Here is a 25,883-nt window from a genome sequence, read left to right as displayed (position 1 = left end):
AGGAATTGCTCCATTGGCACTTCCCTGCATCACCACGATGCCATCCTACCCGCGGTAGTACCGTGGTCGGCTCGGTGAACGGGAGGGTGCGTTTTTTACGGCCTGACCTCAACCCACAGCAGCTGGAAGTTCTCGAGAAGCACCGTCGCTTGATCGAGAGCGACAAGAAGCTGCACGCGGCGCGCGCCCCTGGCCGCGCACGCATGAGTCGCTGGCCCATCGTTGCCCCGAGACATCGCCCCCGAGTCGGTCAGCCGGCTCGGGGGCTTCTCGTTGGAGTGGTCTTGGCCTATTGCCCGCCGTACCGGCGCCACCGCTCACCGATGCAGCCAGCAGGCCGAGCGGTGGTCGCGGCGCGGTTCGAAGTCGGGGGGATCCTCGACGTCGCACAGCCCGGCCATGAAGTGCGGGCAGCGCGGGTGGAAGCGACAGGCCGCCGGCGGGTGCAGCAGGCTCGGGGGCTCGCCGGCGGGCACCTCGCGCAGCCGGGTGGCGTTGGCGGCGTCGGGGTCGGCGATGGCGGCGAGCAGCGCCTGGGTGTAGGGGTGCTGGGGGTGATCGAGCAGGTCGTCCACCGGCGCGCTTTCCACCAGGCGCCCGGCGTACATCACGAAGATCCGCTCGGCGTAGTGGCGCACCGTGGAGAGGTCGTGGGTGATGAAGGCCAGCGTCAGCCCTCGCTCGCGCTGGATGTGCCGCAACAGCTCGAGGATCTCCACCCGCACCGAGGCGTCGAGCATCGAGACCGGCTCGTCGGCGATCAGCAGCCGCGGGACGAGGATCAGCGCCCGGGCGATCACCACCCGCTGCTGCTGGCCGCCGCTGAGCATGTGCGGGAACTGGCCGAGGAAGGCCTCGGCCGGCGACAGGCGCACCTCCTCCAGGGCCGCGCGGATGCGCCGCTCGCGCTCGGCGCGGTCGCGCACGCCGTGGACGATCAGCGGCTCGGCGAGGATGCGCCGCACGTCCAGGAAGGGCGGCAGCGCCCCGTAGGGGTCCTGCTGCACGTAGCCCACCTCGGCCCGGTAGGCCTTGAGCGCGCGCCCCTGGAGGTCGCCGAGCGAGCGACCGGCGAAGCGCACCTCGCCGCGGGTGGGACGGTGCAGCCCGAGCAGGGTACGCGCCAGCGAGCTCTTGCCGCAGCCGCTCTCGCCGACGAAGGCCACCGCCTCGCCAGGCGCTAGGGCAAACTCGACCCCGTCCACGGCGCGCACCGCGCCCACGCGCAAAAAGCCCCACTGGCGCAGCTCGAACCAGGTGTGCAGGTCGCGGGCGGCGATCAGCGGCGCCTTGGCCTCCTCGGCCCGAGGGTCGCGGGGCGAGGTCATGCGCTACCTCCGGCCTGGGCGTCGTCGGCGTGCAGCCAGCAGCGCGCCCGGTGGCGTTCGCCGAGCCGGAAGGCGGGCGGGTCCTGGGCGCAGCGCGCGAAGCGGTACGGGCAGCGTTCGGCGTAGCGACAGCCACCGGGCGGGGCGGCCAGGCTCGGCGGCTCGCCGGGGATCGCCTCGGGGCGGGCCCGCTGGCGCAGGCGCGGCACGCTGGCCATCAGCATCTGCGAGTAGGGGTGTGCCGGGGCGGTGAAGAAGCGCTCGGCATCGGCCACCTCGACGAACTGGCCGGCATACATCAGCGCCACGCGGTCCCCCAGCTCGCTGGAGGTGGCCACGTCGTGGGTGATCAGGATGAAGCTGGTGCCGAGCTCGCGCTTGACCCGCTTCAGGGCGTTCATGATGCTCGCCTGGGTGAGCACGTCGAGGGCCGAGGTGGGCTCGTCGAGGATTACCAGTGCCGGCTCGGCGACCAGCGCCATGGCCAGCACGGCGCGCTGGCGCATGCCGCCGGAGAGCTCGAAGGGGTAGCGGGCCAGGAAGTCCGTGGCCACCCCTACCAGCTCGAACACCTCCGCAGCCCGGGCCAGGGCCTTGCCCCGGGGCCAGCCGCGTAGCACCCGCAACGGCTCGGCGACCTGCTCGCCGACCCGCACCACGGGGTTGAGGGCGTTCATCGAGGCCTGCATGACCAGCGCCATGCGCGACCACTGCACCTCGCGGCGGAAGCGCTCGTCGGGCAGCGCCGTGACGTCGACGCCGTCCAGGCTGACCCGGCCTGCCGTGTGGTGGACGTTGCGCGGCAGCAGGCGCATCAGCGCCTTGGCCAGCGAGCTCTTGCCGCAGCCGGATTCACCGAGCACCACCAGCGCCTCCTGGCGGTGCAGGTCGAAGCTCACGCCGTCGACGGCATGCACCGCCCCCTGCCGGGTCTGGTAGTGCAGCTCCAGCGCCTCCACGCGCAGCAGCGTCCGGTCGCGCATCACAGGCTCCTCAGCCGCGGGTTGAAGACACGGTCCAGCGCGAAGCCGAGCATGGCGAAGCCCAGCCCGGTCAGCATCAGCAGCACCGCCGGCGACACCACCCAGTAGTAATAGCCGTTGTAGAGCGCGCTCTGCGACTGGGCATCGTTGAGCACCTTGCCCCAGGTGGGCAGCAGCGGGTCGCCCAGGCCCAGCACGGCCAGTGAGGCCTCCAGGAACACGAAGGTGGGGATCAGGGTGACGAAGGTGGGGATCAACACCGGCAGGATGCGCGGGATCAGGTAGCGCAGCACGATGCGCGCGTTGCTCGCCCCGTAGGCGCGGGCCGCCTCGATGTAGGGCGCCTCGCGGATCGGCAGCAGCATCGCCCGGTACATCTTGATGCCGGCGCTGAAGATGCCCAGCACCACCACCACGCCGAGCATCAGCCAGATGCTGGTCGAGTAGAGGGTGCCGACCATCACCAGGATGGGCAGGATCGGCAGGATCATGTTGACCTCGGTGAGGCGCTGGATGGTGGCGTCGACCCAGCCGCGATACCAGACCCCCACGGCGGCGATCACCAGGGTGGTGACGGTGGTGCCCACGGCTGCCAGCAGGCCGAAGGCGAGCGCCACCGGGGTGCCCCACATCAGCGCCAGGCTGAGGTCGCGGCGCTGGTGGTCAGTGCCGGCGATGCCGTGCACCCGGCCGTAGAGCACCAGCTCGGCGTCGAAGGCCGCCGCCTCGTCGAAGACCAGCACGTCCAGCAGCAGCGTATAGCGCCCGGGCAGCACCCGCGGCTCGGCGCCCGGCGCCGCTGCGGACCCCGGCTTGGCCAGCAGGCCGATGTGCGGCACCAGCCCGCCCAGCCGACGCTCCAGCGCCCGGTCTTGGGAAAGCGAGATGCGCTCCCGCGCGCCGATGCGATAGCCGCCCAGCCCCAGCTCGCGTCCGTCGGGTGTCTGCCACGTCAGTCGCGCGAAGGGCGGCTGCGCATGGCCCGGGGCGCGCAGGAAGAGGTTCAGTTCGCTGGGAAAGCCGCCGGCCTCGAAGTCGAAGGCCAGCGGGATGCGCAGGCGGCGCCCGCCGGCGAAAGCGTGCTCCTCGACCGGCGCCATCTCGCTTTCGACGACCAGGGTGCGCGGCGCCTCGCCGCCGGTGAGGCGGTCGAGCCACAGCGGGGCGGCATTGACGGGATTGCGCTGCCACGCCTCGCTGCCGCGCCACTTGGCCAGCGCCTCGCCGTAGGGGATGGCGATGGGCGTGTAGAGCGCCAGCGCCACCAGGGCGGCGATGATCGCGAGCCCCAGCAGCGCGGAGGGATAGCGGCGCAGTTCCCGCCAGCCCTCCCGCCAGCGCGAGACCGTCATCGCCGTTCTCCTTCCAGGCGCACGCGCGGGTCGAGCAGCGCGTAGAGGATGTCGAGCACGAACACCGTCGCGGCCAGCAGGTAGGCGAAGATCACCACGCCACCGATGATCACCGGGGTATCGCGGTAGCCGATGGCCCGGAAGAGCAGCGAGCCCAGCCCCGGCCAGTTGAACACCTGCTCGAGGATGATGGCGCCGCTCCATAGCCCGATCAGCATCAGCAGGAAGCTGGTGACGATCGGCGACAGGGTCGGGCGCAGGATGTAGCGCCGCTCGATGAGCCGCGACGGCAAGCCCTTGGCGCGGGCCATCTCCACGTAGTCCTCGCTGGAGTGGATCAAAAAGAAGGTGCGCCAGGAATAGATGGAGATGAAGATCTGCGACAGGAACATGGCCGCCACCGGCAGCAGCATGTGCCGTACCACGCTGGCGGCGTAGGCCCAGCCGTCTTCCGGCGGCGGCACGGCCACCATGCCGCCGGCGGGCAGCAGCGGCGCCACGAAGGCGAAGACCAGGATCAGGAAGATGCCGTAGAACCAGCCCGGCGCCGCCGAGGTCGGGGCCAGGGCGACCACGCTGCGGTCGAGCGCGCTGCCGTAGCGCCGCGACAGGAACAGGGCCACGAACACCGAGACGAAGAAGACCAGCAGGTTGGCGGTGCCGAACAGCAGCAGGGTCGCCGGCAGGCGCTCGACGATGATGGCGTAGACGTCGCGGGAGCCCCGGTCGCTGTGCATCTGCTCGGCACGCCCCAGGTCGAGACGCAACGCCTGCTGCAGGTAGTCGACGCTGCGCACCAGGAAAGGCTCGTCGAGACGCAGCCGCTCCACTTCCAGCGCCACCTGCCGCTCGATCAGCGCGTTGCGCTCCTCGGCAGGCATGTCCTGGAAGGCAGGATCGGCGCGTACCGCCTCGGCGGCCTCGCTGCGGATCTGCACGCGGCGCAGCTCGTCCACCTGGCCCCCCATGTTGGCGATGACGATGGTCAGGTAGACCCCGACCAGCACGGTGACGAACAGCGCCAGCAGCCGCTTGACCGTGTAGAACAGCAGCCGGCGCAGGTCGCGCCACCCGCCGCGGTGGGCCGCGGGCTCGGGGGCGGCCGCTCCCTGTCGGGATCTCATGGCGAGGCCTCCGTGCCCCCGGGCGGCACCGTGGCGAAGACGTGGGAGGCGAAGGCCGGCAGGGCCACGCGGTGGCTGGTCACGGCGACCTCCAGGCGGTTGGCCCCGACGCCCAGGGCGGCGAGCGTCGCCGGCGACGGGGCGATCCGCCAACGCCCGGGGTCGCCGCTCGGCTCGGCCTCGCCGCGCTCGACCAGCGTCCCGCGGCCATCGAAGAGCAGGAACTGCACCCGATCGATCGCCTGCGGCGGGTAGGGCTTGCCCTCGAGGGTCACCGCCAGCCGGAACGTCGCCGCGCCGGCCCCGTCTGCGGGGTCGGGCGCCGTGACCAGGGGGCCGTCGAGGTCGAGCTCCGGAATCGCGGGACGGGTGAAGCCCTGCCACTTGTCGGCCGGGTCGGGGAAGTCGCGGAAGCGCTCGAGCACCAGGCTGCCTGCCACGGGGTGGACCGAATCGAGCAGGAAGGGGCCGTTGCCGATCCAGAAATGACCGCGCTTGGCATGCCAGTCGGCGAGCGCCCGATAGCGGGCGGTGATCTCCTCCTCGTCGAGCAGCTCGTCGAGCATGCCGGGGAAGGGCGAGGCCGTGCGGTCGCGGGCCCACTCGAGGTGGCGCGCGAGGATCGGCACGCTGGGCCCGGCCACCAGGCTCATCCAGTCCACCCGCCGTCGGTCCGCCTTGTTGGAGGAGAACGCCAGCTCCCCCTGGCGCTCGGCGAAGACCCCCAGGGCCAGCGCGTGCCACGGCTGCGGCGCGGGCGCGCGGGTGGCCACCAGGGTCTCGGCATCGGGAAAGCCCTGATCGCTGTAGATCTCGATGACCAGCGGGTCGCGGGAGACGAGGTGCCAGCCGCGGAAGTGGCGCCGGAAGACCTCGAAGGTGGGCAGGTAGGCCGGGTCGAAGAGCCGGCTCGCCTCGTCGGCCCGTTCGAAGGTCAGTATCCACGGCAGCACGAAGTCGGCCAGCGACAGCGGCGAGCCGTCGTGCCAGCGCTGCTCGAACAGGTCGGCGTCGTAGCGCACCCGGACCCGGGTGCGGGCGGTGACGGGGGCGTCGTGCGCCTCGCCGACGCTGACGAAGCGACCCGCCTCGACGTCCCAATCGATCCAGGCCGCCTCCGGCACGACGATCTCCTCCGCCGTCGAGACGCTCAACCAGTCGAGGCTGCGCGCGATCGTCACGTCGTCCTGCACGGTCACTGCGGCCCGCGCGATGCGCTGGGGACGGAAAAGCCCGGTGAAGGGGTCGGGCAGCGCCACCGGGTCCTGGGTCGCGCGCATGATCATCTGGTCGAAGATCCAGTTGCTGCCCGCCACCGGGTTCCACGGCTCGGTCAAGAGTCCCGGCGTGCCGAACACCATGCGTCCGCCCACCCGGTCGGCATAGCGCAGGGTGTAGGGCCATAGCGCCGAGCCGGCGAGCCCGCCGGCGAGATCGACGGCCACCTCGACGTTGGCGGCCCGCGCCGAGGCGTTGAGCTGGTCGACGAGCCAGATCCGCACCGAATCCTGCATGGCCAGCTCCAGGGCCCGCGCCATCATCGCCTGGCGCTGCTCCCAGTTGCGGTAGTCACGGCGCTGCAGGCGCTCGGCGAGCTCGTCGAATGCCGGGGCCGGCTCGTAGGCCTGCCACAGGGGTTCGGCCCGTCCGCGGGGGGTGTAGTAGAAGCTGAAGACCTCTGCCTGATCGCGCTGGATGACGATGCTGATCCAGCCTCCGGTATAGAGATGCCAACGCCCGGCTCTGGGGTCGGTGGCGATCCAGATGCGTGAGGCCTCCTCGGCGGTGCGATAGCGGCGCTCGACGACGAAGCCCACCTCTGCCAGCAGATTGGCGGCATAGTCGCCGACCTGGCGGCGTTGGTCCTCGGTGCGGATCAGCACGATCAGGCGCACCGGCTCGTTTTCGTAGTGCCACACGCCCTCGCGAAGCTGCGCGCCGAGTGCGGCCATCTCGCGGTGGATCACCTCGCGGGCGGCGTCGGGGTCATGGGCGTAGCGCAGCTCCAGCTCGCGGGCCGTGGCGGCCAGGCGCGTATAGTCGGGAAAGGCGGTGGAGAGCGGCAGGAAACGCGGCTCGGCGAGGCCCCCATAGAGCTCCTGGGCGATATAGTCGCGATCCACCAGGCGGTTGAGCGCCTCGCGAATGGCCGGCACATGAAAGGGATTGAGGCTGCCGTCGGCCAGCTCCGGCCCGGCCGGGTTCAGGGTCAGTTCGCTGGAGGTGCCGTAGGAGAGGTCGTAGCCGGCGGCCAGCGAATCGCGCAGCCGGCGAAAGACGCCGGGATTGGAGATACCCTGGGTGAAGACCTGGCGGGTACCCGCCTCGATCAGGCCCGTGACGCGGCCCGCCTCGTCCTCGCGGGTGAACACGACCTGATCCACCAGCGCCCCGCGTCGCGAGCGGAGATCCGCCGCCGTGCTCTCCTGGCCCATGGCCGGCGCGGACGACGGTGCCGGTTGATGCAGCGCCACCGCGACCATGCCCACCAGGATCAGTGTGGCGCCAAGAAGCCACAGACCTCTCATCGTTGCACCGTCCGTCACGACCTCCGGTTGCCTGCCTTTCCCTACACCCTAGGCGAGTTCAGCAAGCGGGGACAGAACCCCTGGTCTCCGGCGTCGATCGCCTGCGGGCGACGCTCGGGACCGCGATGCACGAGGCGCCGGCACCCGTGGTCATGGGCATCCCGGCCGGCATTGCGAGCGGCCAGGGGCGTTGTGGCGGCTGGCCATCGCCACGCCGATGCGGCCGCTCACTGGCGCAGATTATCGATGGGCGCGACGCCGATCAGGCGCAGCAGGCCATTGCGGCAGGCCCTGAGCCAGGGGTAGAGGCGGGCGGCGCGAGCGGGGCTGGCGAACAGGCGATACATCAGTCGGTTGAACACCCCGCTCCGCGTGCCGAGCAGCGTGAGGCGATGCAGGGCCTCGCTGCCGTGATACCAGCGATCGCCGATCTGCAGGGCGAATCCCTGGTCCAGATCGATGCCCCGGGCACTGAGTTCGCGCCTCGCCGCGCTCTGCTGGCGTCCGTCGACCAGCTCGAGCTCGCCGACGTCGCGACGCAGGCGCTGCCAGCGGATATAGCGCCGACACATCGGACAGTCGCCATCGTAGACCAGGCGCAGCCGGCGGCCTGTTGCTTGGCGGCCCGGGGATGTGGGCGGGTCGCCCTGGGTCCCGGGTGCGAGGCCCCCGTCGGCGCCCTCTGTAGCCGGGGTGTCGCGATCCAGGGGCTCGACGCCGGCAATCTCCAGGCGGAAGGCGCCGGCACGCCGGTCGGCGATCAACAGGCCAATCTGCTGGATCGCCGCCGGGGCGAGCGGCGGGGCATCCTCCAGCACGCGGCCGCGAAAGACCGGCTCGAACGCCTCCCAGGGCAGGGCGACGCAGCGCCACTCGCCCGCCGGCGGCTGAAAGCAGGCGCGGTAGGCCGCCCCCTCGAACAGCCGGTGGCTGCGCAGGCGGAGCTGGTAGCGGCGGCCATCGCCGCGCACCGCCAGCTTGAGCCCGGCCCGGTCCGCCAGCCGGTAGTCCTGCGGCGCGCGACGCACCGAGGCGAAGCCGCCGCCGTTCTCCAGCGACAGCTCGCCGCTGAAGACGCCGGCGCCCGACTCGTGGCGCATCTCGCTCTGGGAGACGCCGCCCATGACGTCGTCGTTGATGGCGTGCCAGTGGGTGGCTTCCTCCGGGTCCTGGAAGTCGATCAGTCGTGCCATGGCGTGTGGTCCCTCCGCGGTCGGCGCCTTCCAGCCTACGCGGGCGCCGCGCGCCGGGAAACCATCGGCGCGTGGCTTGCGGCCAGCCCAAGCCTCCCTTCAATGGCTCGACAGGCGTGCTGATCATGCCCGTGGTTCACCCTAACCCTCCTATTCGGCCGGGACTTGATGCCAATAGCTCCTCCACTTGCGCCAATCGGCATCGTTAAGTCGAGACTGTTCAGTGTCCATGACGTTCGCATAGGATTAACAACGAAGGCCGCTTAAGATGGCTACAGGAAGGGAGCACATGGACTACCGCGGGGAGGCGGCTGGATCGCCGTCGCATCGTGCAAGGTAGGCGGCGGTAGCATGTCGATTATCGCGAGGAATAAATGGGGTCTGTCCCCAGTTTTGCTTAGTGGGGGTTGCCATATGAAAGACGTTGTCATTCCCGTTGGCCTGCTTATCTTTATTGTCTTGTTTGCCTATGCCATGGTTCATTCGGCAAGAAAGCAGAGAGCATCAAAGAAGAAAGTCTTTGAGGAATTCGCACGCGACCAGGGATTGTCTTACCTTGATAAAGACGATGGAAGGGTTCAGGAATTCACGCAAGACTTTGATGGTGTCGGGCGATTCTGGTCACCCTCTCTTGGTAACGTCATACCAAAGAATGTCATAAGTGGCAAAGAAAACTCATCAAGGGTCTTCCTGTTCCGTCATAGCATCCGATATTCAGCCGGCTGGGCGAGAGAGTGGTTCGTTTCTGGATTGGCTGCGGCCGATCATATTGCGGACCGTTGTGCGATACAGTTTTGTAAAAAGGGATCGGACAAGAGCACAATGTATCTTCAGGACGACATTGTAAAAGTGAAGACTATTGGGGATTTCGATATAGTGGTCAGGTCGCAGAGTTCTTCGTGTGCGGGAAAGTTGTTGGACGAACGTGTCCTGAAGCAGTTGGCGGAGTTTGCCGAGGACCTGCCTTTCAGGCCCGAAATCCAAGTGCGGGGAAAGCGTGTAATTGCGTATCTTGCTGATCGGAATGCTTCGATCGATGATGTGAGAAGCTTGAAGAGTCTATTCGAATTCACCAAGAAAGCCGCTGGCATCTGAAGTTCACCATATGATCTCCGTAAAGCCTGGATGTCAATGCTGGAATATATGGCGAGTAACTTTTAAAAAATGCCGTTTTGGAGTGAAAAAGCTCCTAGTCTGGCGTCTGCTTTTCTTCAGTGTTGTTTGTAAAAAGGAGAGTCAGTTGTCACGCTAATGACCATCCTGTGATTCATGCTGGCGTGCTTTTCTTTGAACATGGCGTCTGTGCCTAATAACCTTCTTTCAGTGGCTGATGAGTTTCCTGCTATGCTGGAATTGATCCCCTTGTTGTGTCCGTGGGTATGATTTCTCTTTTGTTGCAGTCGTTAGGCAAACGTAAGCTGGAGTCCCTCGATATGCCGCGAATTATAGAAGCACCAACGACGATAGAATCGGACGGAAAAAAACCTAAGCAAATTCACGAGTATGTGGGTAGGGTGAATACCGGGCATTCTGAGTTAAGTGTAGCGCGGATGGTGTCGTCTTCGGGATGGGCCGAACCTGGACAGCGCCCGGAGTTCATGGAGATCACCGTTGTTTTGAAGGGCCGGGTCCACCTTGAGCACGAGGGAGGCGAGTGTGACATCGCTGCCGGACAAGCTGTCGTCACCGAGCCCGGTGAGTGGGTTCGCTACAGCACTCCAGATGCTGGCGGCGCGGAATACGTAGCAGTCTGTCTGCCAGCCTTCTCGCCCGAGACCGTGCATAGAGACGAATGACAAGCGGGGCGCTTAATGCCAACCTTCGGTTTTTCTGGGGGTCAGATGGAGATCTAGACCGCCAAACCTTGATTTACATGAAAATATGCTGCCAGCAATCGGTTTGCCTCACCATGCGGTTGCCTTCGGGCTGGTGCCGATCGTCCTCTGTGGCCTGCTCGCTCCCGGCCCGACCTACGCCGACGACTGGGAACTGCAGAGTCTGAGTCTGCGCGCCCGAGTGTCGGAGAAGACCCTGCTGGGGGAAGAGGCGCCGGAGGATTTCAAGGAGTACGACCTGTCGGCCAACGTCGCGTTGCCATGGGAGCGCTACTCCGCTTCAGGCTGGGGGATGGGCACCCGGTTGATGGCCAGTGCCGGACTGTTGCGGGGGGCGGGGGAAAACGCCCTCGTCGTGTCGCTCATCCCCGAATGGACGCTGGGGAGCGAGGACGGGCGCTTCTTCCTGGACCTGGGAGCCGGTGGCGCCCTGTTCAGTCGGCATCGCTTCGGGAAGCAGGATTTCGGCGGGCCCTTCCAGTTTGCCCTGACCATGGGCGCCGGTGTTCCGCTATATAACCATCTGGGGTTGGGCTATCGGTTCCTTCACTATTCCGATGCCGGTGTTAATGGACCTGACACGACCGGGGCCGATTTCCACATGATCGAGCTCCGCTATAGATTCGAATGAATGAGGGTTGCCCCCGATGCTGATTGCGGGCACCTGCCGGGGCACGTCGCCAACCTCTGCCGCTGGGCGGGCCAACAGCAGGACGTGGCTCTGCCCGGTGGGATCGGCTGTCTGAGACGCAGCGTCGGCAACCGAGCAGTGGGGGGACAGACCCTCTTTTCTCTCATCTCAGCCCCGCGCCAGCTGCGCCAGGGTCTCGGCCAGCGCCGGGGTCAGCCGCGCCATGCTGGCATAGTCGAGCTTGTCCCAGGTGTCGCCCGGGCCATGGTAGTGCGGATTGCGGAAATCGGCGGTGTCGGTGAGCATCATCGCCGGGTAGCCCATTTCCCAGAACGCCCAGTGGTCGGAGCGGACGATATCGCGCAGCAGCTCCGGGGCGGCCAGCCCCTCCGAAGGGAGCTCGGCATGCCGACGGAAGGCGCCCGTCACCCGACGCACCAGGCGTCGTGAACGCAGGTTGCCGACGCAGGCCACGAAGTTGCCGCGCTCGGGATAGACGAGGCCAAGCAGCGGCGGATATGCCTGGCTGCCGGGCGCGTCGCTATAGTGGCCGAGCATCTCCAGCGAGATCATGCCGACGATGGCATCGCCCCGCGCCCGGGCCTCGCGGGCATAGGTCAGGCTGCCCATGGCGTCGCTGCCGAAGTGCGGCGCCTCCTCGTTGATGAAGGCGACGAGGCGAATCTCTCGCTCGAGCTCGACCCCCTGCAGGCCCCGCGCCAGCTCCAGCAGCATGGCCACGCCGGAGGCGTTGTCATCGGCCCCGGAGGTGCCGCGCACGGTGTCGTAGTGGGCGCCGACTACCAGCATCTCGTCCGTTGCCCCGCTGCCCGGCAAGCGCACCTCGAGATTGTGGAACACCTGGTCGCCACGCGGCACCGGCAAGCGCCGCGGCGCGAGGCCGGCGTCGCGAAAGGCCTGCTCGATGTAGTCGGCGGCCGCCCGCAGCGCCTCGGGGCGCCAGGCATGACGCTCGCCGATCCCCTCCGCCAGTGTGCGCACGTGCGTCCGCAACCGAACGCGCAGTGCCTTGCCCTGGGCATCCAGGGGCGGCGGTGTGCCGCGGTAGCTGCTGCCCGGCATATGGACTATCTGCCAGTAGCTGCCTGCCAGCGCCGACGACAGCAACATGGCCATGACCAGCAACCACACTCGTATCCAGCGCCCCCTGACCACCATCAATGGAAATCCGGTTCGTCGAATAGCCTGCGATCTTACCTACTCGGGCTACCGAGCATTATGGTTCAAGGGGAGGGCTATGGGGGACAGACCCCCTTTTTCCCGCAGACCCCCTTTTTCCCGCAACAGACTCGGGGGATCAGGACGATGAAAGCTTACCTTCTTTCGCTGTGTGCCCTGATCGTGGTTCTGGCGCCTGCCGCTCAGGCGGAGCGGATCGTCACGGCCCGCTATGCCGAACCGGTCGAACGGTACGGGCATTTCGCTCTGGGGCGGCCCCATGAATACGCACGTCTTGTCGCGACCACCGACGCCGGGCGAGACCTGGGGCTGGCATTGCCCAGGGACGAGGTGTTCGAGGATCTGGCGCCTCGGCTCGTGCAACTCACGGATCAGGCATCGCCGGCATTGCTGGTGATCGTCAGTTCCCGTGACGACGGGGCGCGGCTGGCGCTGGTCGGCCTCGATGGCAAGCGGCTGGAGATCGTGGCGCAGTCGGCCCCGATCGGACGGCCCAACCGCTGGCTCAACCCGGTCGGCGTCGCCGACCTGAGCGGCGACGGCGAGGCGGAGATCGCCGCGGTGACCACGCCCCACCTGGGCGGCGTGCTGAGGGTCTACCGACGCCGCGGCGAGCGCCTGGTCGAACTCGCCTCGCTGGGCGGTTTCTCGAACCATGTCTATGGCGCCTCGGAACTGCGCCTGTCGAGGCCCGCGCGGATCAATGGGCGCATGCAGCTCTTGGTGCCCGACGGGCGGCGGGAGAACGTGCGCGTCGTCGCGCTGAGTGACGCGGGGCTGGTCGAAACCGACCGCCGTCCGTTGAGCGAACCGATCACGGGCCCGGAGGCGCTGGATGACTGCGAGCGGCGCCTCAACCAGGCCGCCTCGGTCACGCCTCAGTCCGGATAATCGGGGGCCGTCCCTGATGACCGCCAGAGTCTCAGCCTGCGCGCCCGAGTGTCGGAAAAGACCTTGCTTGGCGAAGAGGCGCCGAAAGAGTTTGAGGAATATGATGTTTCGGCTAACTTCGAGTTGCCATGGAAGCGCTACTCCCCTTCAGGCTGGGGGATGGGCAGACGTTTGATGACGAGTGGCGGAGTCTTGCGGGGAGCAGGGGAAGAGGATTGTCGTGTCGCTCATCCCTGAAGTGACGCTTGGGAGTGAGGATGGGCGCTTCATCCTGGATCTGGGCGCAGGGGGAGCACTGTTCAGTCGGCATCGCTTTGGGACGCAGGATTATGGCGGGCCTATCCAGTTTGCCCTGACCGTGGGCGCCGGTGTTCCGCTATAAAACCATCTGGGGGGCTACCGGTTCCTTCACTATTCCGATGGCAGTGTTAATGGACCCGACCGGGACCGATTTCCACATGATCGAGGTCCGCTATAGATTCGAATGAATGAGGGTTGCTCCCGAATTCCAGCGTCGGCAGCTGGCACCACCGCTTCCGCCGGCCGCTGGAGGTGTGGCGAGAGCTCGATCGCCTGCTGCTGCGGGCGGGCTACCGAGTCGGCTTCGGCACCTTTTGCGACCGCGAGTCGAGGACGGACAACCCGCTGTGGCGGGCCCGCCCGCGGATGCCCCGGTACTGCTCTGAGCGAGGCGTTTTGGCGAGCGCGGGGCTATGGTTATGGATGAGGCCATGATTGGCTTGGCCGCTCGGGGTGGCACAACGGATGTCTCACTCCGCGGAATGCCATGATGCGCTCGTCGTCCGGGCCGCCCGGCAGGCAATCCAGGCGTCACCGCAACGGAGCGAGTCTACCGAGCGGATAAGCAGGCGTTCCCGCCGACACCCCGCCACGCCCTGACCAGCTGACCTCCTAATGCGCCCAGGCAATCGCCAAGGGAGGAAGCGAAAATGACATACTTTCAAAACCTCGACCAGATCGTGGAATCGCTTGACACGGACGAGTCCACGAGAAACGACCCGATCAAGAGAGTGTTCGTCTTTGATGGAGAGCATGTGACGGCGAATGTCGGCATCGTTCGCGATAGTGGCAATGCACTTCATACCCAGACACAGCACGACGAGATACTCGTGATCATCGATGGCGATGTTGACTTCAAGGTGGGGGATGAAGTCAAGAGGGTGAGCCGGGGGGATCTGGTGTTCATTCCACAAAACACGCTCCACGGCCCGATCCTCGAAGAGGGGCAAAGCTTTGCCGCGCTTTCCGTGTTTGCTCCTTATTTTGACAGGTCCCGGAACAATATCGTGTGGGACCGGGATTCCAAATAAGTAAACAGAAATCTGAGTGGGCGGTGAAGGCGGGCTATCGTTACCTTCCGGCACGGTGCCGGCCTTCCCCTTCGCTGCTGGAAGCGGCGAGATGCTCGAGCTCACGGAGCGGGGGCGGGCCGTGGAGATGTTTCGCGCCGTGGATGAACGGGTGCCCCCGGGGCCGCCGGATGTGCCGGCAGTCCTCGGCGTGCCGGCACAGCATGGCGTGACCGTGCAAGGCCCCGATGGTGCATGACCCCACGCGTCAAATGAGGCCAGGCCCGCACTTTCCGCGTTACTCGCCCCAGCCTGCTGCCGTTCTCGCCTCGATCCATTGCCGACCTTGCCGATAGCCCCTCGAACCGGCTCCGAAGCATCCGGTTCGGGGCGGGGGGTTAGGCAAAGCACGCCAAGAGCTGCGCCATTCGGCACAGTTCAAGACAAGGCTTTTGCAGCCGCCATGGCGTTGGCATAGGATCAACGACGAATGCCGCTGAAGACGGCCGCACAAGGGACGCAGGGGCTACCGCATAAGACGACTAGAAGGCCGTTGTATTTTGCAGGTCGGTCAGGCGGTAGCGTTCCAGAGCCAATTTCCCCTTCCTCGGTCTCTACTGAACCCCTGGGAAGTAAGTCGCCATGATTAGTGTCTGTCCCTGTTTTTTCTCTAGATAACACGGTTGAAGGTGCCACAATATTCATCCAGTATCAGAAGGTCTCATCTAATCACTGTTAGCGAACCATGAACCGAATAATTCCATTTCTGGCAGTGGTGTTTTTCACGGGCTGTGCGGCGACGACGACGCCTGATGATGATTCGGGTTTCTCCGAAGCAGTCAACCTGGAAGCTTTTGAGGGTTGCTACAAAAACTGCAGCGACACGTCTGATGGATCAGCTTTGGTTTGTCTGAGCGATATCATATGGCCGAAGGTTTTCGAGATGAAAAACAAACCTGAGGCAATTTTCATTGAGCAAGAAAGCAATAATGGATTAGTGGTTTCTGCGGTCTCGAATGGAGTGACTGTCAAAGAGTCCACTTTCGAAGCCGGGAAAGACTTTCATTTCAAAGACGGTCGCATCGAACTGGATCGCGAATACATAGCTTCCGGTGCAGGTGAGCCCGGGAATGTTTTTATTGGCATTGGGACGGGTAAAACGGTTTTAGGCCTCGATGAATATGGTCAAGGTCGTGTGAGTCAATCGGTTGCCTTTGCGGGCACTGGATTCCTCATAATTCCGGTTGTGGGGGCGGCCGCGGACGTTAGCAAGATCGAGAGGTCAGAGAGTCTTTGCAATTAAGGAAATGGGGTCTGTCACCGATTTTGTTCCCGATTTTGTTCCATGGCGTTGGCATAGGATCAACGACGAATGCCGCTGAAGACGGCCACACAAGGGACGCAGGGGCTACCGCAGAAGACGGCTGGAAGGCCGTAGTATTATGCATTATGCAGGTTGGTCAGGCGGTAGCGTGCCAGAGCCTATTTCCCCTCCTTCGGTCTCTACTGATCCCCTGGAGAGTAAGTGGCCATAGTTAGGGGGGCTCTTTGATTTTTCACGTTGCTGCAATGTTTCGATGATTTGCGGCGTTAAATATAAATGCATGGAGGCATTTGCTGGTGAAAGGAAGTTGTTTGTGTAAAGCAGTCAAGTACGAAATCGACTGTCTCGACATGCCGATAATGCATTGTCACTGCCAGTCTTGCCGTAAGGCTCATGCTGCTACATTTGCGCCAACAGCTGGAGTGAAGCGAGAACACTTCCGTTGGCTAAAAGGAAAGGAATCGCTTTCGGCTTATGAGTCGTCTCCTGGGAAACTACGCCATTTTTGCAAGCTGTGCGGTTCTCACTTAATGGCGGAAAGGCTTTCGCAGCCTCACGTGATTGTTCGGGTGGCTACGTTGGACGATGATCCAGGGCATACAGCTAAAGCCCATATCTGGGTCTCCCATGACGCACCGTGGCTGAAATCTGAGGGCGCTGAGATCTATGGTCAGTGGCCGGAGTACAGGGAATGACAATTAACAAATCGCGCAAGGTAGACGTCCCTGACGGGCCGCAGCTTCGCTCTGTGTCAGGTATTAAAGAGAGGGAAGAACAAGGAAATGCTGTCTGTCCCCGGTTTTTGTCGAGATTACGAGTTAAGCTAGAGAGCCAGATCACGGATGGTCTTTCAGTAAAAATAAATCGAACAAATTGTTTATTAAGATGAAGCTTAAGCCAGGCGTACCAATTGCTGCTGGGGTTGTTCTTTTTCTTCTGGTCTCTGCTGGAGCTTTGGTTTTTCAGGGCTTGAATGACTTTGATCTTTCAGAGCATCACCAGCAAGAGGTTGTTTTTCAGACAGAAAGTGCGGAGTTATCGGGCACACTCATTCTCCCCTCAGACAATCCCGCAGCCCCTATCCTCATTTTTGTTCACGGGGATGGGCCACAGGACCGTTTTTCCTCTGGCGGGTATATGCCCCTCATGAATGCGCTGCTCGATAGCGGGATCGCGGTCTACTCCTGGGACAAGGCGGGTGTTGGCACTAGCGCGGGGGATTGGTTGCAACAAACGATGGCCGATCGCGCCGCGGAGACCATGGCCGCAATGAGTGCCGTTCAATCGGCCACCGAGGCGTCGGGCAACAAGTTGGGATTCATTGGCTTTTCGCAAGCCGGCTGGGTTCTCCCCAAGGTGGCGACACAGGTTTCACCAAGCATTCCTGGCATTATCGTTGGTGGTGCGTCCAGCTGGCAGGAGCAGGGAGCTTACTTGACTGCCACTCGTCTAAAAGCGGAAGCGCATACCGATGACGATATTCGTGCGTATGTCCAACAGCAGGTTGAACGGGATGAGAAGCTTTTTGCTCCACCCGTCAGCTATGAACGCTATCTGGAGCAGACGACAGAGGAAGCGCCGATGAGTGAAGCGCGCTTCCATTTCGTGGCTCTGAACTATTCCGTCGATTCGACCGAGGAGTTGCCACGGATCACCTCACCAATGCTGGTGCTCTTTGGAGAAGATGATCTGAATGTTGATGCGCGAAGCGAAGCCCGGGTTTACGAGCAAGGGTTGGCGAATGGTCATGACGCAAATGAAGTTGTGGTCTGGCCCGAAGCCACTCACGCGCTAACACGAACTCGCTGGTTCAACTACCGACTCCCATCGCAAATCCCCTGGTATGCAACCCTCTATGCGCTCGCGGCGGGTCGAGAGATCTATGCGCCGGGTGTCGTGGACCATATAGCCGACTGGTTTTTGCGCACCAGTCAGTGATGCCCTTGCAGGATACGACGTCTTGATGAAGGTTCCGAAGGGTAAGGATCATGCCCTTGGCGGGTGTGCCAGTTGTGTCCGTTGGCTCGCTATAACGACGCTCGACCTGTCGGTCTCGTCGAGCTGGGGCTGCTTTTCAGTCCGCCGCACCACATCATGGTGGCGTTCGTGGCCACAGACGATGCTTCCAGTTGATGCCGTTGCCCTCACTGGCGGTGTCATCTTCCGTTCCAGGTATCCTTGCTGGCCAGGAAGCGCCTTCACGCTGGCCTAACAAATTGTTCCCATTGGCATTTGCCTTGCACCACCACCATGCCCTCCAGTCCGCGGTGGGAACGCGAGGCCCGAGCAGGCGATGCCCACCGGGGGCCGGATTGGTGATTTTTTGACCACCCGCCCAAGACGAAGCCACCGAAAAGCTGGATAATGGCGGGCTACGCGCTACGGCCGCCATGTACACGAATCCGGTGCTTTGTCAATGGAAATCAAGGTCAACTATCTCGACAACCTCCGGCTGGAGGCCAAGTTCGACGACTTCACGGTCATCTCCGACCAGCCCATCCGCTACAAGGGCGACGGCTCGGCGCCCGGTCCCTTCGACTACTTCCTGGCGTCGTCGGCGATGTGCGCGGCCTATTTCGTCAAGGTCTACTGCAACGCGAGAGATATTCCCACCGAGAATATCCGCCTGTCGCAGAACAACATCGTCGACCCGGAGAACCGCTACAAGCAGATCTTCAAGATCCAGGTCGAGCTGCCCGAGGACCTCTCCGCCAAGGACCGCGAGGGCATCCTGCGCTCGATCGAGCGCTGCACGGTCAAGAAGGTGGTGCAGACCGGCCCCGAGTTCCAGATCGAGACGGTCGAGAACCTCGACGAGGACGCCCAGGCCCTGCTGATGGCCGAGCCGGAGGAGGGCGCGAGCACCTGGATCGAGGGCAAGGACCTGCCGCTGGAGCAGACCATCGCCAACATGACGGCCATCTTCGAGCGGCTCGGCATGAAGGTCGAGATCGCCTCCTGGCGCAACATCGTGCCCCACGTGTGGTCGCTGCACATCCGCGATGCCTACTCCAACATGTGCTTCACCAACGGCAAGGGCGCTACCAAGGAGAGCGCGCTGTGCTCGGCGCTGGGCGAGTTCATCGAGCGCCTGAGCTGCAACTTCTTCTACAACGATCAGTTCTTCGGCGAGGAGATCGCCAACAGTCAGTTCGTCCACTACCCGGACGAGGAGTGGTTCCAGCCGGGGCCCAACGACGAGCTGCCCGAGGGCATCCTGGACGACCACTGCCGGGCGATCTACGACCCGGACGGTGAGCTCGGCGGCTCCAACCTGATCGATACCAACTCCGGCAAGGTGGACCGCGGCATCGTCTCGCTGCCCTACGTGCGCCAGTCGGACGGCGCGACGGTCTACTTCCCCTCCAACCTGATCGAGAACCTCTTCCTCAGCAACGGCATGAGCGCCGGCAACACCCTGGCGGAGGCGCAGGTGCAGTGCCTGTCGGAGATCTTCGAGCGGGCGGTGAAGCGCCAGATCATCGAGGAGGAGATCACCCTGCCCGACGTGCCGCTGGAGGTGCTCAAGAAGTACCCGGACATCCTCGAGGGCGTGGAGGCGCTGGAGGCCCAGGGCTTCCCGATCCTGGTCAAGGATGCCTCCCTGGGCGGCCAGTTCCCGGTGATGTGCGTCACCCTGATGAACCCCAAGACCGGCGGCGTGTTCGCCTCCTTCGGCGCGCACCCGAGCTTCGAGGTGGCCCTCGAGCGCAGCCTCACCGAGCTGATGCAGGGCCGCAGCTTCGAGGGCCTGAATGACTTCCTGCCGCCGACCTTCAACTCGCTGGCCGTCTCCGAGCCCAACAACTTCGTCGAGCACTTCATCGATTCCTCCGGCCTGGTGTCCTGGCGCTTCTTCAGCTCCAGGGCCGACGTCGAGTTCGTCGAGTGGGACTTCTCGGGCACCAACGAGGAGGAGGCCGCCGGGCTGTTCGGCATCCTCGAGGAGCTGGGCCTGGAGGCCTACCAGGCCGTGCATGAGGACCTGGGCGCACCGGTGTGCCGCATCCTGGTGCCGGGTTACTCCGAGGTCTATCCGGTGGAGGACCTGGTCTGGGACAACACCAACAAGGCGCTGCTGTTCCGCGAGGACATCCTGCACCTCCACGAGCTGAGCGACGAGCAGCTGAGCGACCTGCTGGAGCGCCTAGAGGAGACCCAGATCGACGACCACGAGGACATCATCACCCTGATCGGCATCGAGTTCGACGAGAACACCGTCTGGGGCCAGCTGACCATCCTCGAGCTCAAGCTGCTGATCAACCTGGCGCTGGGCCAGCACGAGGACGCCCTGGACCGGGTGCAGATGTTCCTGCAGTTCAACGACAACACCGTCGAGCGCGGGCTCTTCTACCAGGCGGTGAACGCGGTGCTGGAGATCGCCGTGGACGACGAGCTGGAGCTCGACGACTATCTCTACAACTTCAAGCGCATGTTCGGCGAGGCGACCATGGAGGCCGTGGTCGGCTCGGTGAACGGCAGCGTGCGCTTCCATGGCCTGACGCCGACCAATATGCAGCTGGAGGGCCTCGAGAAGCACCACCGCCTGATCGAGAGCTACAAGAAGCTGCACGCGGCCCGCGCCGCCAACGCATAAGTCGCCAGCCCTTCTTTGCGCCGGGAAAAGCCCCCGAGTCGGTCCTTCGGCTCGGGGGCTTTTCATTGGTGCTGGCTGGGTGCGGGGCACAGTAGGACGCAGGGCTCCGTGGCTAGGCCAGGTCCTTCAGCGGGCGAGCCAACAGCTCCGAGACCACGGTCGGCATGAACTCCCGGGGCAGGGTGATGGCGTAGAAGTTCTCGTAGACGCTGGGCAGGCGCTCGAAGCAGTTCAATCGGCCCTGCTGCAACTCATCCTTGACCACCACCTCGGGCAGCACGCTCAGCGCCCCGCTGTCGCGGGCCAACAGTCGCAGCATGGCCATGTCGTCGGCCTCGGCGAGGATCTCCGGCTCGTATTGATGCAGGCTGCAATGGCCATCGAAGGCGCGGCGAATCTCATGGTGCTCGCCCGGCAGCACCCAGCGCAGGCCGCCGTAGCCCTCGGGAAAGGCACTGCCCGGAGCGGCGTCGGGCGGCCCGATGATCGACAGCGGTTGGCGGGCCAGCAACTGGCTCTGCCAGGCCGCCTGCGGCGAGTCGGAGAGGGGCAGCTGGGTGTTGGTGAGCACGATGTCGAACTCGTGCCGGGCCAGGCCATCGAGCAGGTTGGCCATGCCCCGGGCGTGCAGGCTGAAGTGCACCTTGCGCCCGTCCCGGTTGAGCAGGGGTTCGATGAAGCCCTCGATGAAGTTGCGCGACATGGTGGAGAGCATGCCGATGCGCAGGCGCTGATACTCGGGCTCGATGCCTCGGCTGATCAGCGACTCCAGTTCCTCGCCCTTGGTGAAGATCACCTCGGCATAGTTGAGCACCTGTCGCCCCGCCTCGGTCAGCACCAGGGTGCGATTGCGCCGCTCGAACAGCGGCTTGCCCATCCGGTCTTCCAGTTTGCGGATTTGCGCCGACAGGGCGCTCTGTGACAGGTGCAGCGACTCGGCGACCCGCGTCAGATTGCCCTCGGTGGCCACGCGCCAGAAGTAATAGAGATGGTGATAGTTCAGGCGGCTCATATCGTTCTCTTTTATAGAACAATAAATCAATTTATATCTATTTTAATTAAAAAATGAGGCGCCGGATACTGCCCGTTCCATGGATCATCGGAGGCATTCCATGCATTGGAACGAGCTGTTGCCCACCTTCCTGCTCTCATTAGTGCCCATCATCCTGGCGATGGGCGCGCTGGCGAGCGCCCGCCGGCCGCGTCAGCGCGCCTGGCGCACGGCCCAGGTCACTACCCTGAGCGGTCTGCTGCTCTCGACGCTCCTGTTGGCGCTGGGGCTGTCGGGCGTGCTGCCGACGGTCACCGGCTGGTGGCAGACCGCGCCGTTGCAGCTGATCATGCTGCTGCTCGCCAACTTCATCGCCTTCGTGGTGGTTCGCTACAGCGCCACCTATCTGCAGGGCGAGCCGCGCGAGCAGCGCTTCGTCGCGCTTGCCCAGGGCGTGTTCGCGGCGGTGAGCGTGGCAGTACTGAGCGATCATCTGCTGGTGTTCCTGGTCGCCTGGCTGACCATCGGCCTGGCCATGCATCAGCTGTTGATGTTCTATCCCGACCGGCCCCGCGCGGCCCTGGCGGCCCACAAGAAGTTCCTCTTCGCCCGCTCCGCCGAACTCTGTGTTCTGGCGGCCTTCCTGCTGCTGTACCTGCATCACGACAGCGCCCGGATCAGCGTCATCACGAGTGCCTATGCGGCACCGGGCGGCGCCTTGTCCGCCAGCGAGCAGGCGGCGGCCTGTCTGCTCGCGCTGGCGGCGCTGATCAAGTGCGCCCAGCTGCCCCTGCACGGCTGGCTGATCCAGGTGGTCGAGGCGCCCACGCCGGTCTCGGCGGCGCTGCACGGCGGCGTGATCAACCTCGGCGGCTATCTGCTGCTGCTGTTCTCCCCCTTGTTGCTCCAGTCCACGCCCGCACAGGCACTGATCCTGGTGGTGGCGGGACTCGGCAGTGTGCTGGCGGCGCTGATCATGACAACGCGCATCAGCATCAAGGTGCGCCTGGCCTGGTCGACCAGTGCGCAGATGGGGCTGATGCTCGTCGAGATCGCCCTGGGGCTGGTGGAGCTGGCGCTGCTGCACCTCCTCGCACACTCCTGCTACAAGGCCTACGTCTTCCTCAGCTCCGGCGAAGCGGTGCAGCAGGACCTGCAGCGGCGCCAGGCCCCCGGCCGCCGCCCGACGCCGGCGCAGTGGCTCTCGGCCGGCCTCATGAGCGGCGCCCTGGTGGCGGGCCTGGGGGCTTTCGTCCACTACGTCTCCGACTCGAGCGCCTTCGATGTGGTCAGTCCCTGGGTGCTGATGACCCTGGCCCTGACCGTCTTGCTGGCCGAGCGACGCGGTCCGCTCGGGGCAGGGGCCGGGGCGGGCTTCCTCGGCCTGGCCGCGCTGGTGGTGCTCGCGTATTTCGGGCTCAAGTCGCTGTTCGCCGTCCTGCTGCCCACCCTCGAGCACACGGCGCCCCTCTGGGCGGATCTCTGGGTCAGCACGCTGTTCGTGCTGCTGTTTGCGGGCTACTGCCTGCAGCGCCATGGCCTGCACCACCGCTGGGTGCAGACCCTCAACCTGTATTGCTACGCCGGTTTTTACCTGGACGAGTGGGTCACCCGGAACACCCTGAAATTCTGGCCGCATCCGTTGCCGTCTCGCATCAGGGCCAAACGACTCCACGCCGCTTCTCATGGGGGTTCACTATGACGATTCATGAAAACACCAAGGTCGCATTGGTGCCGCAAGCTCTGACGGGGATCGATTACCCGTCCCTGACGCCGCCGCAGGAGCAGGCGCTGGATCAGGCCTGCGCCAGCGTGGCGCCGAGCTGGCCGCTGGATCGGCTGATCGCGGTGAGTCCCTTCTGGACCCTGCGCGGGGAGGACTTCGCCAGCGTCTCCGCCCGGCTGTCGGCGCTGGCCAATCTCCGCTGCCTGATGCCGCCGAGCCACTATCTGGGGCGTTGGCAGCGCGGCGAGATCACCAACCACCACCTGACCCAGGCGGCGGAGCGGATCGGCTATCGGGGCGGCTACCGGAACCTGCTGAGTGTCGTCGAGGAGCTCGGCCGGCTGCCACACTGGCACAACATCAGCGACCTGGTGGATGCGCGCCGTGACCGGCAGCACAAGATGGCCTGGCGTGACGAGATCACCCACCAGATCAGTCAGTTCTGTGCCGCCTTCTTCCAGGAGGATGGGCCGCTCAATGCCGGGCGCTTGAACGCCCCCTCCGACAAGCGGCTCTATCAGCACTGGCGGGACATGACCATCAAGGACCGCGGCATCGCCATCCTGATGGGCGAGCCGGGATTGGGGCGCTACTTCGCGACACTACCCGACTCCGAGACCGGACTCCTCCAGGCCGCGATCGCCGAACTGGATGTCGACGCGAACCGGCTGAGCGGCTACGCCCAGGCGCTGCTGCTGGACATCAATGGCTGGGCCGCCTGGGTCGCCTATCGGGATTGGCAACAGGGCCTGGCGTCGTCCGATGCCCCACGGACGCCGTCCGCCATGCGCAGCCTGCTGGCCATCCGCCTGGCCTGGGAGCTGGTCTTGTGGCGCTACACCCGGGAGCAGAAGCCCGATCAGGCCGATCGCCTGACGTCCCTGTGGCATCGCGAGCTGGTGGAGCTGCCGGAGCGGATCGAGCGCCATCATCGCGCTCTGCAGCCCCTGTGGGTCTGGCAGCTCGCCAGCGAGCTGGCCTACCAGCAGCCCCTGAACCGGGCCTTGAGCGAGTCGGCACGCGCGGAGTCGCCGGTATCGACCCAGCCGTCTCTCCAGGCGGTATTCTGCATCGACGTGCGCTCCGAGCCGCTGCGCCGGGCCCTGGAGCAGCAGAGCCCGGCCATCCAGACCCTGGGGTTCGCCGGTTTCTTCGGCTTGCCGCTGGAATATCGGCCGAGCGGTGCCGCCATGGCGCAACCTCACTTGCCGGGCCTGCTGGCCCCCAGGGTGACGCTGAGCAGCGGTGCGGCCGAGGGCGACCGTCGCTCGGCCCAGCGGCTGAACTGGCAGGCGCGCCTGCAGGAGTGGAGCCGGGCAGCGAGCGCCACCTTCACGGCCGTGGAGGCCGGGGGCCTGCTGTACGCGGGCAAGCTGCTGAGCCGCTCGCTGGCCTCCAGGGCGAAGCGCAACTCCCTGGCCATGGACCGGCTCACCTGGCAGTGGCGGGATACGGGCGAGACGCTGAGCCTGGAGGACCAGGCGCGGCTCGCGCGGACCGTCCTGGAGGCCATGGGGCTTACCGAGCACTTTGCCCCCCGGGTGCTGCTGGTGGGCCACGCCAGCCACAGCGCCAACAATCCCCATGCGGCGGGGCTGGAATGCGGCGCCTGTGGCGGTCAGTCGGGAGAGGTGTCGGTTCGCGCCCTGACCCGGTTGCTCAACGACCCGGCGCTGCGCCGCAAGCTGGCCGACAGCGGCATCGCCATTCCGGACCAGACCCGCTTCGTGCCGGCGCTGCACCATACCATCACCGACCGCATCGGCTTGCCGGAGGGCGATAGCCCGCTGACTCCGCTCGAACGGCAATGGCTCGACCGCGCCGGGGCCGCGGCCCGGCGCAAGCGCGCCTCGAGCCTCGGCCTGACGCCGGATGGCGCGGATCTGGGGGAGACCCTCGATCGCCGAGGCGAGGACTGGTCACAGACCCGCCCGGAGTGGGGGCTGGCCAACAATGCCAGCTTCATTGCCGCCCCGCGCCGTGTCACCGCCCCCATCGACCTGGCCGGGCGCAGCTTCCTGCACGACTACGATTGGCGCACGGATCGCGATTTCGCGCGGCTGGAGCTGATCATGACCGCTCCCATGGTCGTCGCCCACTGGATCAACATGCAGTACAACGCCTCCACCCTGGACAATCGCAAACTGGGCAGCGGCAACAAGGTGCTGCACAACGTGGTCGGTGGGCATATCGGCGTGTTCGAGGGGAATGGCGGTGATCTGCGCATCGGTCTGCCGATGCAATCGCTGCACGACGGCGAACGCTGGCGGCACGAGCCCCTGCGCCTGAGCGTCTACCTGGCGGCGCCGCCCGAGGCCATCGAGGCGATCATCGAACGTCACGAGATGCTGCGGTCACTGGTGGAGAATGACTGGCTCCACCTGTTTTCACTCGATGACCAGGGTGGCGAGATCCTTGCCTACCGGGGTCGGGACTGGGTTGCGCCCTAGCCGGACCGGGTTCGCCAGGGAAGGCCTGGGCTCTCACCATCGCTCCCCGACGGATGCGGAGGAGGGGGCTGCAACCGCAAAAGCGTGATATGACAAGGCCCCGAGCCAGTGACCTGGCTCGGGGCCTTGCGCGTTCCGGAACGCCGTTACTGGGCGGAGAGGGCCACGCCCACCTTCGAGCGGTTGGGCCGGCCGATGGCCTGGGTGATCCAGCTGCCGGTGGCGGCCAGCGCGTCGAGGTCGATGCCGCTCTGGATGCCGAAGCCGTCGAGCAGGTAGACCACGTCCTCGCTGGCCACGTTGCCGGAGGCGCCCTTGGGTTATAGAGAGCGGGCAGCCGCCGATCAGCGGCTGCTCAAGGCCACGCCCACCTTCGAGCGGTTGGGCCGGCCGATGGCCTGGGTGATCCAGCTGCCGGTG

Annotated in this window: 21 protein-coding genes and 1 pseudogene; 13 read left to right on the top strand and 9 right to left on the bottom strand. The window is 65.2% G+C overall.

Annotated features, from left to right (window positions below; all coding sequences use genetic code 11):
* Positions 1-317: 317 nt before the first annotated feature.
* From EKG36_RS03815 to EKG36_RS20690, 6 genes are all read right to left on the bottom strand, one after another.
* Entirely contained in the window at positions 318-1,328 is a 1,011-nt protein-coding gene (locus EKG36_RS03815) for an ABC transporter ATP-binding protein (protein ID WP_126481215.1), read from the bottom strand.
* Positions 1,325-2,311, bottom strand: coding sequence for an ABC transporter ATP-binding protein (locus tag EKG36_RS03810; RefSeq protein WP_126481213.1), 987 nt, complete (start codon positions 2,309-2,311; stop codon positions 1,325-1,327). Before EKG36_RS03810 ends, EKG36_RS03815 begins: the two co-directional genes overlap by 4 nt.
* Complete coding sequence (locus EKG36_RS03805) at positions 2,311-3,663, bottom strand: ABC transporter permease (RefSeq protein ID WP_126481211.1); 1,353 nt, start codon at positions 3,661-3,663, stop codon at positions 2,311-2,313. Before EKG36_RS03805 ends, EKG36_RS03810 begins: the two co-directional genes overlap by 1 nt.
* Positions 3,660-4,787 (bottom strand): ABC transporter permease, encoded by a 1,128-nt coding sequence (locus tag EKG36_RS03800; protein ID WP_126481209.1) that lies wholly within the window; start codon positions 4,785-4,787, stop codon positions 3,660-3,662. Before EKG36_RS03800 ends, EKG36_RS03805 begins: the two co-directional genes overlap by 4 nt.
* Complete coding sequence (locus EKG36_RS03795) at positions 4,784-7,315, bottom strand: ABC transporter substrate-binding protein (RefSeq protein WP_126481207.1); 2,532 nt, start codon at positions 7,313-7,315, stop codon at positions 4,784-4,786. Before EKG36_RS03795 ends, EKG36_RS03800 begins: the two co-directional genes overlap by 4 nt.
* 227 nt (positions 7,316-7,542) lie before the next feature.
* Complete coding sequence (locus EKG36_RS20690; protein WP_246007428.1) at positions 7,543-8,508, bottom strand: CIA30 family protein; 966 nt, start codon at positions 8,506-8,508, stop codon at positions 7,543-7,545.
* 414 nt (positions 8,509-8,922) lie between these two features.
* Here EKG36_RS20690 and EKG36_RS03780 point away from each other — a divergent pair, with 414 nt between their 5' ends.
* The 3 genes from EKG36_RS03780 (at position 8,923) to EKG36_RS03770 (ending at position 10,974) form a co-directional block, all read left to right on the top strand.
* Positions 8,923-9,603 carry a hypothetical protein gene (locus tag EKG36_RS03780; protein ID WP_126481205.1) on the top strand — a complete coding sequence of 227 codons (681 nt, stop codon included), beginning with the start codon at positions 8,923-8,925 and terminating at the stop codon, positions 9,601-9,603.
* 284 nt (positions 9,604-9,887) lie between these two features.
* Entirely contained in the window at positions 9,888-10,304 is a 417-nt protein-coding gene (locus tag EKG36_RS21065) for a cupin domain-containing protein (RefSeq protein ID WP_425459575.1), read from the top strand.
* An 85-nt stretch (positions 10,305-10,389) separates the two neighbouring features.
* A complete protein-coding gene (locus EKG36_RS03770) occupies positions 10,390-10,974 on the top strand; it encodes an acyloxyacyl hydrolase (protein WP_126481203.1) in 585 nt (194 codons plus the stop codon).
* A 168-nt stretch (positions 10,975-11,142) separates the two neighbouring features.
* Here the strand turns inward: EKG36_RS03770 and EKG36_RS03765 are convergent, their stop codons facing one another.
* Positions 11,143-12,111 (bottom strand): M28 family peptidase, encoded by a 969-nt coding sequence (locus tag EKG36_RS03765; RefSeq protein WP_246007427.1) that lies wholly within the window; start codon positions 12,109-12,111, stop codon positions 11,143-11,145.
* 189 nt (positions 12,112-12,300) lie between these two features.
* Here EKG36_RS03765 and EKG36_RS03760 point away from each other — a divergent pair, with 189 nt between their 5' ends.
* The 8 genes from EKG36_RS03760 to EKG36_RS03730 all read left to right on the top strand — a co-directional run bounded on the left by EKG36_RS03760 (position 12,301) and on the right by EKG36_RS03730 (position 20,296).
* The gene (locus EKG36_RS03760; RefSeq protein WP_126481199.1) at positions 12,301-13,065 is read left to right on the top strand and encodes a VCBS repeat-containing protein; all 765 of its coding nucleotides are present in this window, start codon (positions 12,301-12,303) and stop codon (positions 13,063-13,065) included.
* Positions 13,066-13,246: 181 nt separating this feature from the next.
* Positions 13,247-13,447, top strand: a complete 201-nt coding sequence (locus tag EKG36_RS21060; protein ID WP_126481197.1) for an acyloxyacyl hydrolase — start codon at positions 13,247-13,249, stop codon at positions 13,445-13,447.
* A 568-nt stretch (positions 13,448-14,015) separates the two neighbouring features.
* On the top strand, positions 14,016-14,396 hold the full coding sequence (locus EKG36_RS03750; protein WP_126481195.1) for a cupin domain-containing protein: 381 nt from the start codon (positions 14,016-14,018) through the stop codon (positions 14,394-14,396).
* A gap of 91 nt (positions 14,397-14,487) precedes the next feature.
* Positions 14,488-14,634: a hypothetical protein gene (locus EKG36_RS20440; protein WP_185827475.1), complete on the top strand. Its 147-nt coding sequence runs from the start codon at positions 14,488-14,490 to the stop codon at positions 14,632-14,634.
* 486 nt (positions 14,635-15,120) lie between these two features.
* On the top strand, positions 15,121-15,678 hold the full coding sequence (locus EKG36_RS03745) for a hypothetical protein (protein ID WP_126481193.1): 558 nt from the start codon (positions 15,121-15,123) through the stop codon (positions 15,676-15,678).
* A gap of 317 nt (positions 15,679-15,995) precedes the next feature.
* A complete protein-coding gene (locus EKG36_RS03740; RefSeq protein ID WP_484103582.1) occupies positions 15,996-16,394 on the top strand; it encodes a GFA family protein in 399 nt (132 codons plus the stop codon).
* 190 nt (positions 16,395-16,584) lie between these two features.
* A complete protein-coding gene (locus EKG36_RS03735; RefSeq protein WP_126481191.1) occupies positions 16,585-17,637 on the top strand; it encodes an alpha/beta hydrolase family protein in 1,053 nt (350 codons plus the stop codon).
* A gap of 478 nt (positions 17,638-18,115) precedes the next feature.
* Positions 18,116-20,296 (top strand): OsmC domain/YcaO domain-containing protein, encoded by a 2,181-nt coding sequence (locus EKG36_RS03730; RefSeq protein ID WP_126481189.1) that lies wholly within the window; start codon positions 18,116-18,118, stop codon positions 20,294-20,296.
* Between the two features lie 112 nt (positions 20,297-20,408).
* Here EKG36_RS03730 and EKG36_RS03725 read toward each other — a convergent pair whose 3' ends face one another.
* Positions 20,409-21,308, bottom strand: a complete 900-nt coding sequence (locus EKG36_RS03725; RefSeq protein WP_126481187.1) for a LysR family transcriptional regulator — start codon at positions 21,306-21,308, stop codon at positions 20,409-20,411.
* Positions 21,309-21,408: 100 nt separating this feature from the next.
* Here EKG36_RS03725 and EKG36_RS03720 point away from each other — a divergent pair, with 100 nt between their 5' ends.
* A complete protein-coding gene (locus tag EKG36_RS03720; protein ID WP_126481185.1) occupies positions 21,409-22,989 on the top strand; it encodes an NADH-quinone oxidoreductase subunit L in 1,581 nt (526 codons plus the stop codon).
* On the top strand, positions 22,986-25,463 hold the full coding sequence (locus tag EKG36_RS03715; RefSeq protein ID WP_126481183.1) for a YbcC family protein: 2,478 nt from the start codon (positions 22,986-22,988) through the stop codon (positions 25,461-25,463). The genes EKG36_RS03720 and EKG36_RS03715 overlap by 4 nt, the downstream gene beginning before the upstream one ends.
* Positions 25,464-25,609: 146 nt before the next feature.
* Here the strand turns inward: EKG36_RS03715 and EKG36_RS03710 are convergent.
* Positions 25,610-25,780 (bottom strand): annotated as a pseudogene (locus EKG36_RS03710) (hydroxymethylglutaryl-CoA lyase); the annotation flags it as partial.
* Between the last annotated feature and the right edge of the window lie 103 nt (positions 25,781-25,883).

Origin of the sequence: Halomonas nitroreducens, from assembly GCF_003966155.1 — a bacterium.
GTDB lineage: Bacteria > Pseudomonadota > Gammaproteobacteria > Pseudomonadales > Halomonadaceae > Halomonas > Halomonas nitroreducens.
The sequence above is the reverse complement of the archived record's forward strand: the minus strand, read 5'-3'. Positions and strand labels throughout refer to the sequence as shown.

Bases quoted from the DNA above. Each gene is read 5' to 3' on its own strand.
- EKG36_RS03765 (WP_246007427.1), bottom strand. From the start codon at position 12,111: ATGGCCATGTTGCTGTCGTCGGCGCTGGCAGGCAGCTACTGGCAGATA.
- EKG36_RS03735 (WP_126481191.1), top strand. From the start codon at position 16,585: ATGAAGCTTAAGCCAGGCGTACCAATTGCTGCTGGGGTTGTTCTTTTT.
- EKG36_RS03745 (WP_126481193.1), top strand. From the start codon at position 15,121: ATGAACCGAATAATTCCATTTCTGGCAGTGGTGTTTTTCACGGGCTGT.
- EKG36_RS03750 (WP_126481195.1), top strand. From the start codon at position 14,016: ATGACATACTTTCAAAACCTCGACCAGATCGTGGAATCGCTTGACACG.
- EKG36_RS03725 (WP_126481187.1), bottom strand. From the start codon at position 21,308: ATGAGCCGCCTGAACTATCACCATCTCTATTACTTCTGGCGCGTGGCC.
- EKG36_RS21065 (WP_425459575.1), top strand. From the start codon at position 9,888: ATGATTTCTCTTTTGTTGCAGTCGTTAGGCAAACGTAAGCTGGAGTCC.
- EKG36_RS03720 (WP_126481185.1), top strand. From the start codon at position 21,409: ATGCATTGGAACGAGCTGTTGCCCACCTTCCTGCTCTCATTAGTGCCC.
- EKG36_RS03805 (WP_126481211.1), bottom strand. From the start codon at position 3,663: ATGACGGTCTCGCGCTGGCGGGAGGGCTGGCGGGAACTGCGCCGCTAT.
- EKG36_RS03730 (WP_126481189.1), top strand. From the start codon at position 18,116: ATGGAAATCAAGGTCAACTATCTCGACAACCTCCGGCTGGAGGCCAAG.
- EKG36_RS03815 (WP_126481215.1), bottom strand. From the start codon at position 1,328: ATGACCTCGCCCCGCGACCCTCGGGCCGAGGAGGCCAAGGCGCCGCTG.
- EKG36_RS03770 (WP_126481203.1), top strand. From the start codon at position 10,390: ATGCTGCCAGCAATCGGTTTGCCTCACCATGCGGTTGCCTTCGGGCTG.
- EKG36_RS03715 (WP_126481183.1), top strand. From the start codon at position 22,986: ATGACGATTCATGAAAACACCAAGGTCGCATTGGTGCCGCAAGCTCTG.
- EKG36_RS03800 (WP_126481209.1), bottom strand. From the start codon at position 4,787: ATGAGATCCCGACAGGGAGCGGCCGCCCCCGAGCCCGCGGCCCACCGC.
- EKG36_RS20690 (WP_246007428.1), bottom strand. From the start codon at position 8,508: ATGGCACGACTGATCGACTTCCAGGACCCGGAGGAAGCCACCCACTGG.
- EKG36_RS03795 (WP_126481207.1), bottom strand. From the start codon at position 7,315: ATGAGAGGTCTGTGGCTTCTTGGCGCCACACTGATCCTGGTGGGCATG.
- EKG36_RS03780 (WP_126481205.1), top strand. From the start codon at position 8,923: ATGAAAGACGTTGTCATTCCCGTTGGCCTGCTTATCTTTATTGTCTTG.
- EKG36_RS03810 (WP_126481213.1), bottom strand. From the start codon at position 2,311: ATGCGCGACCGGACGCTGCTGCGCGTGGAGGCGCTGGAGCTGCACTAC.
- EKG36_RS20440 (WP_185827475.1), top strand. From the start codon at position 14,488: ATGCTCGAGCTCACGGAGCGGGGGCGGGCCGTGGAGATGTTTCGCGCC.
- EKG36_RS03760 (WP_126481199.1), top strand. From the start codon at position 12,301: ATGAAAGCTTACCTTCTTTCGCTGTGTGCCCTGATCGTGGTTCTGGCG.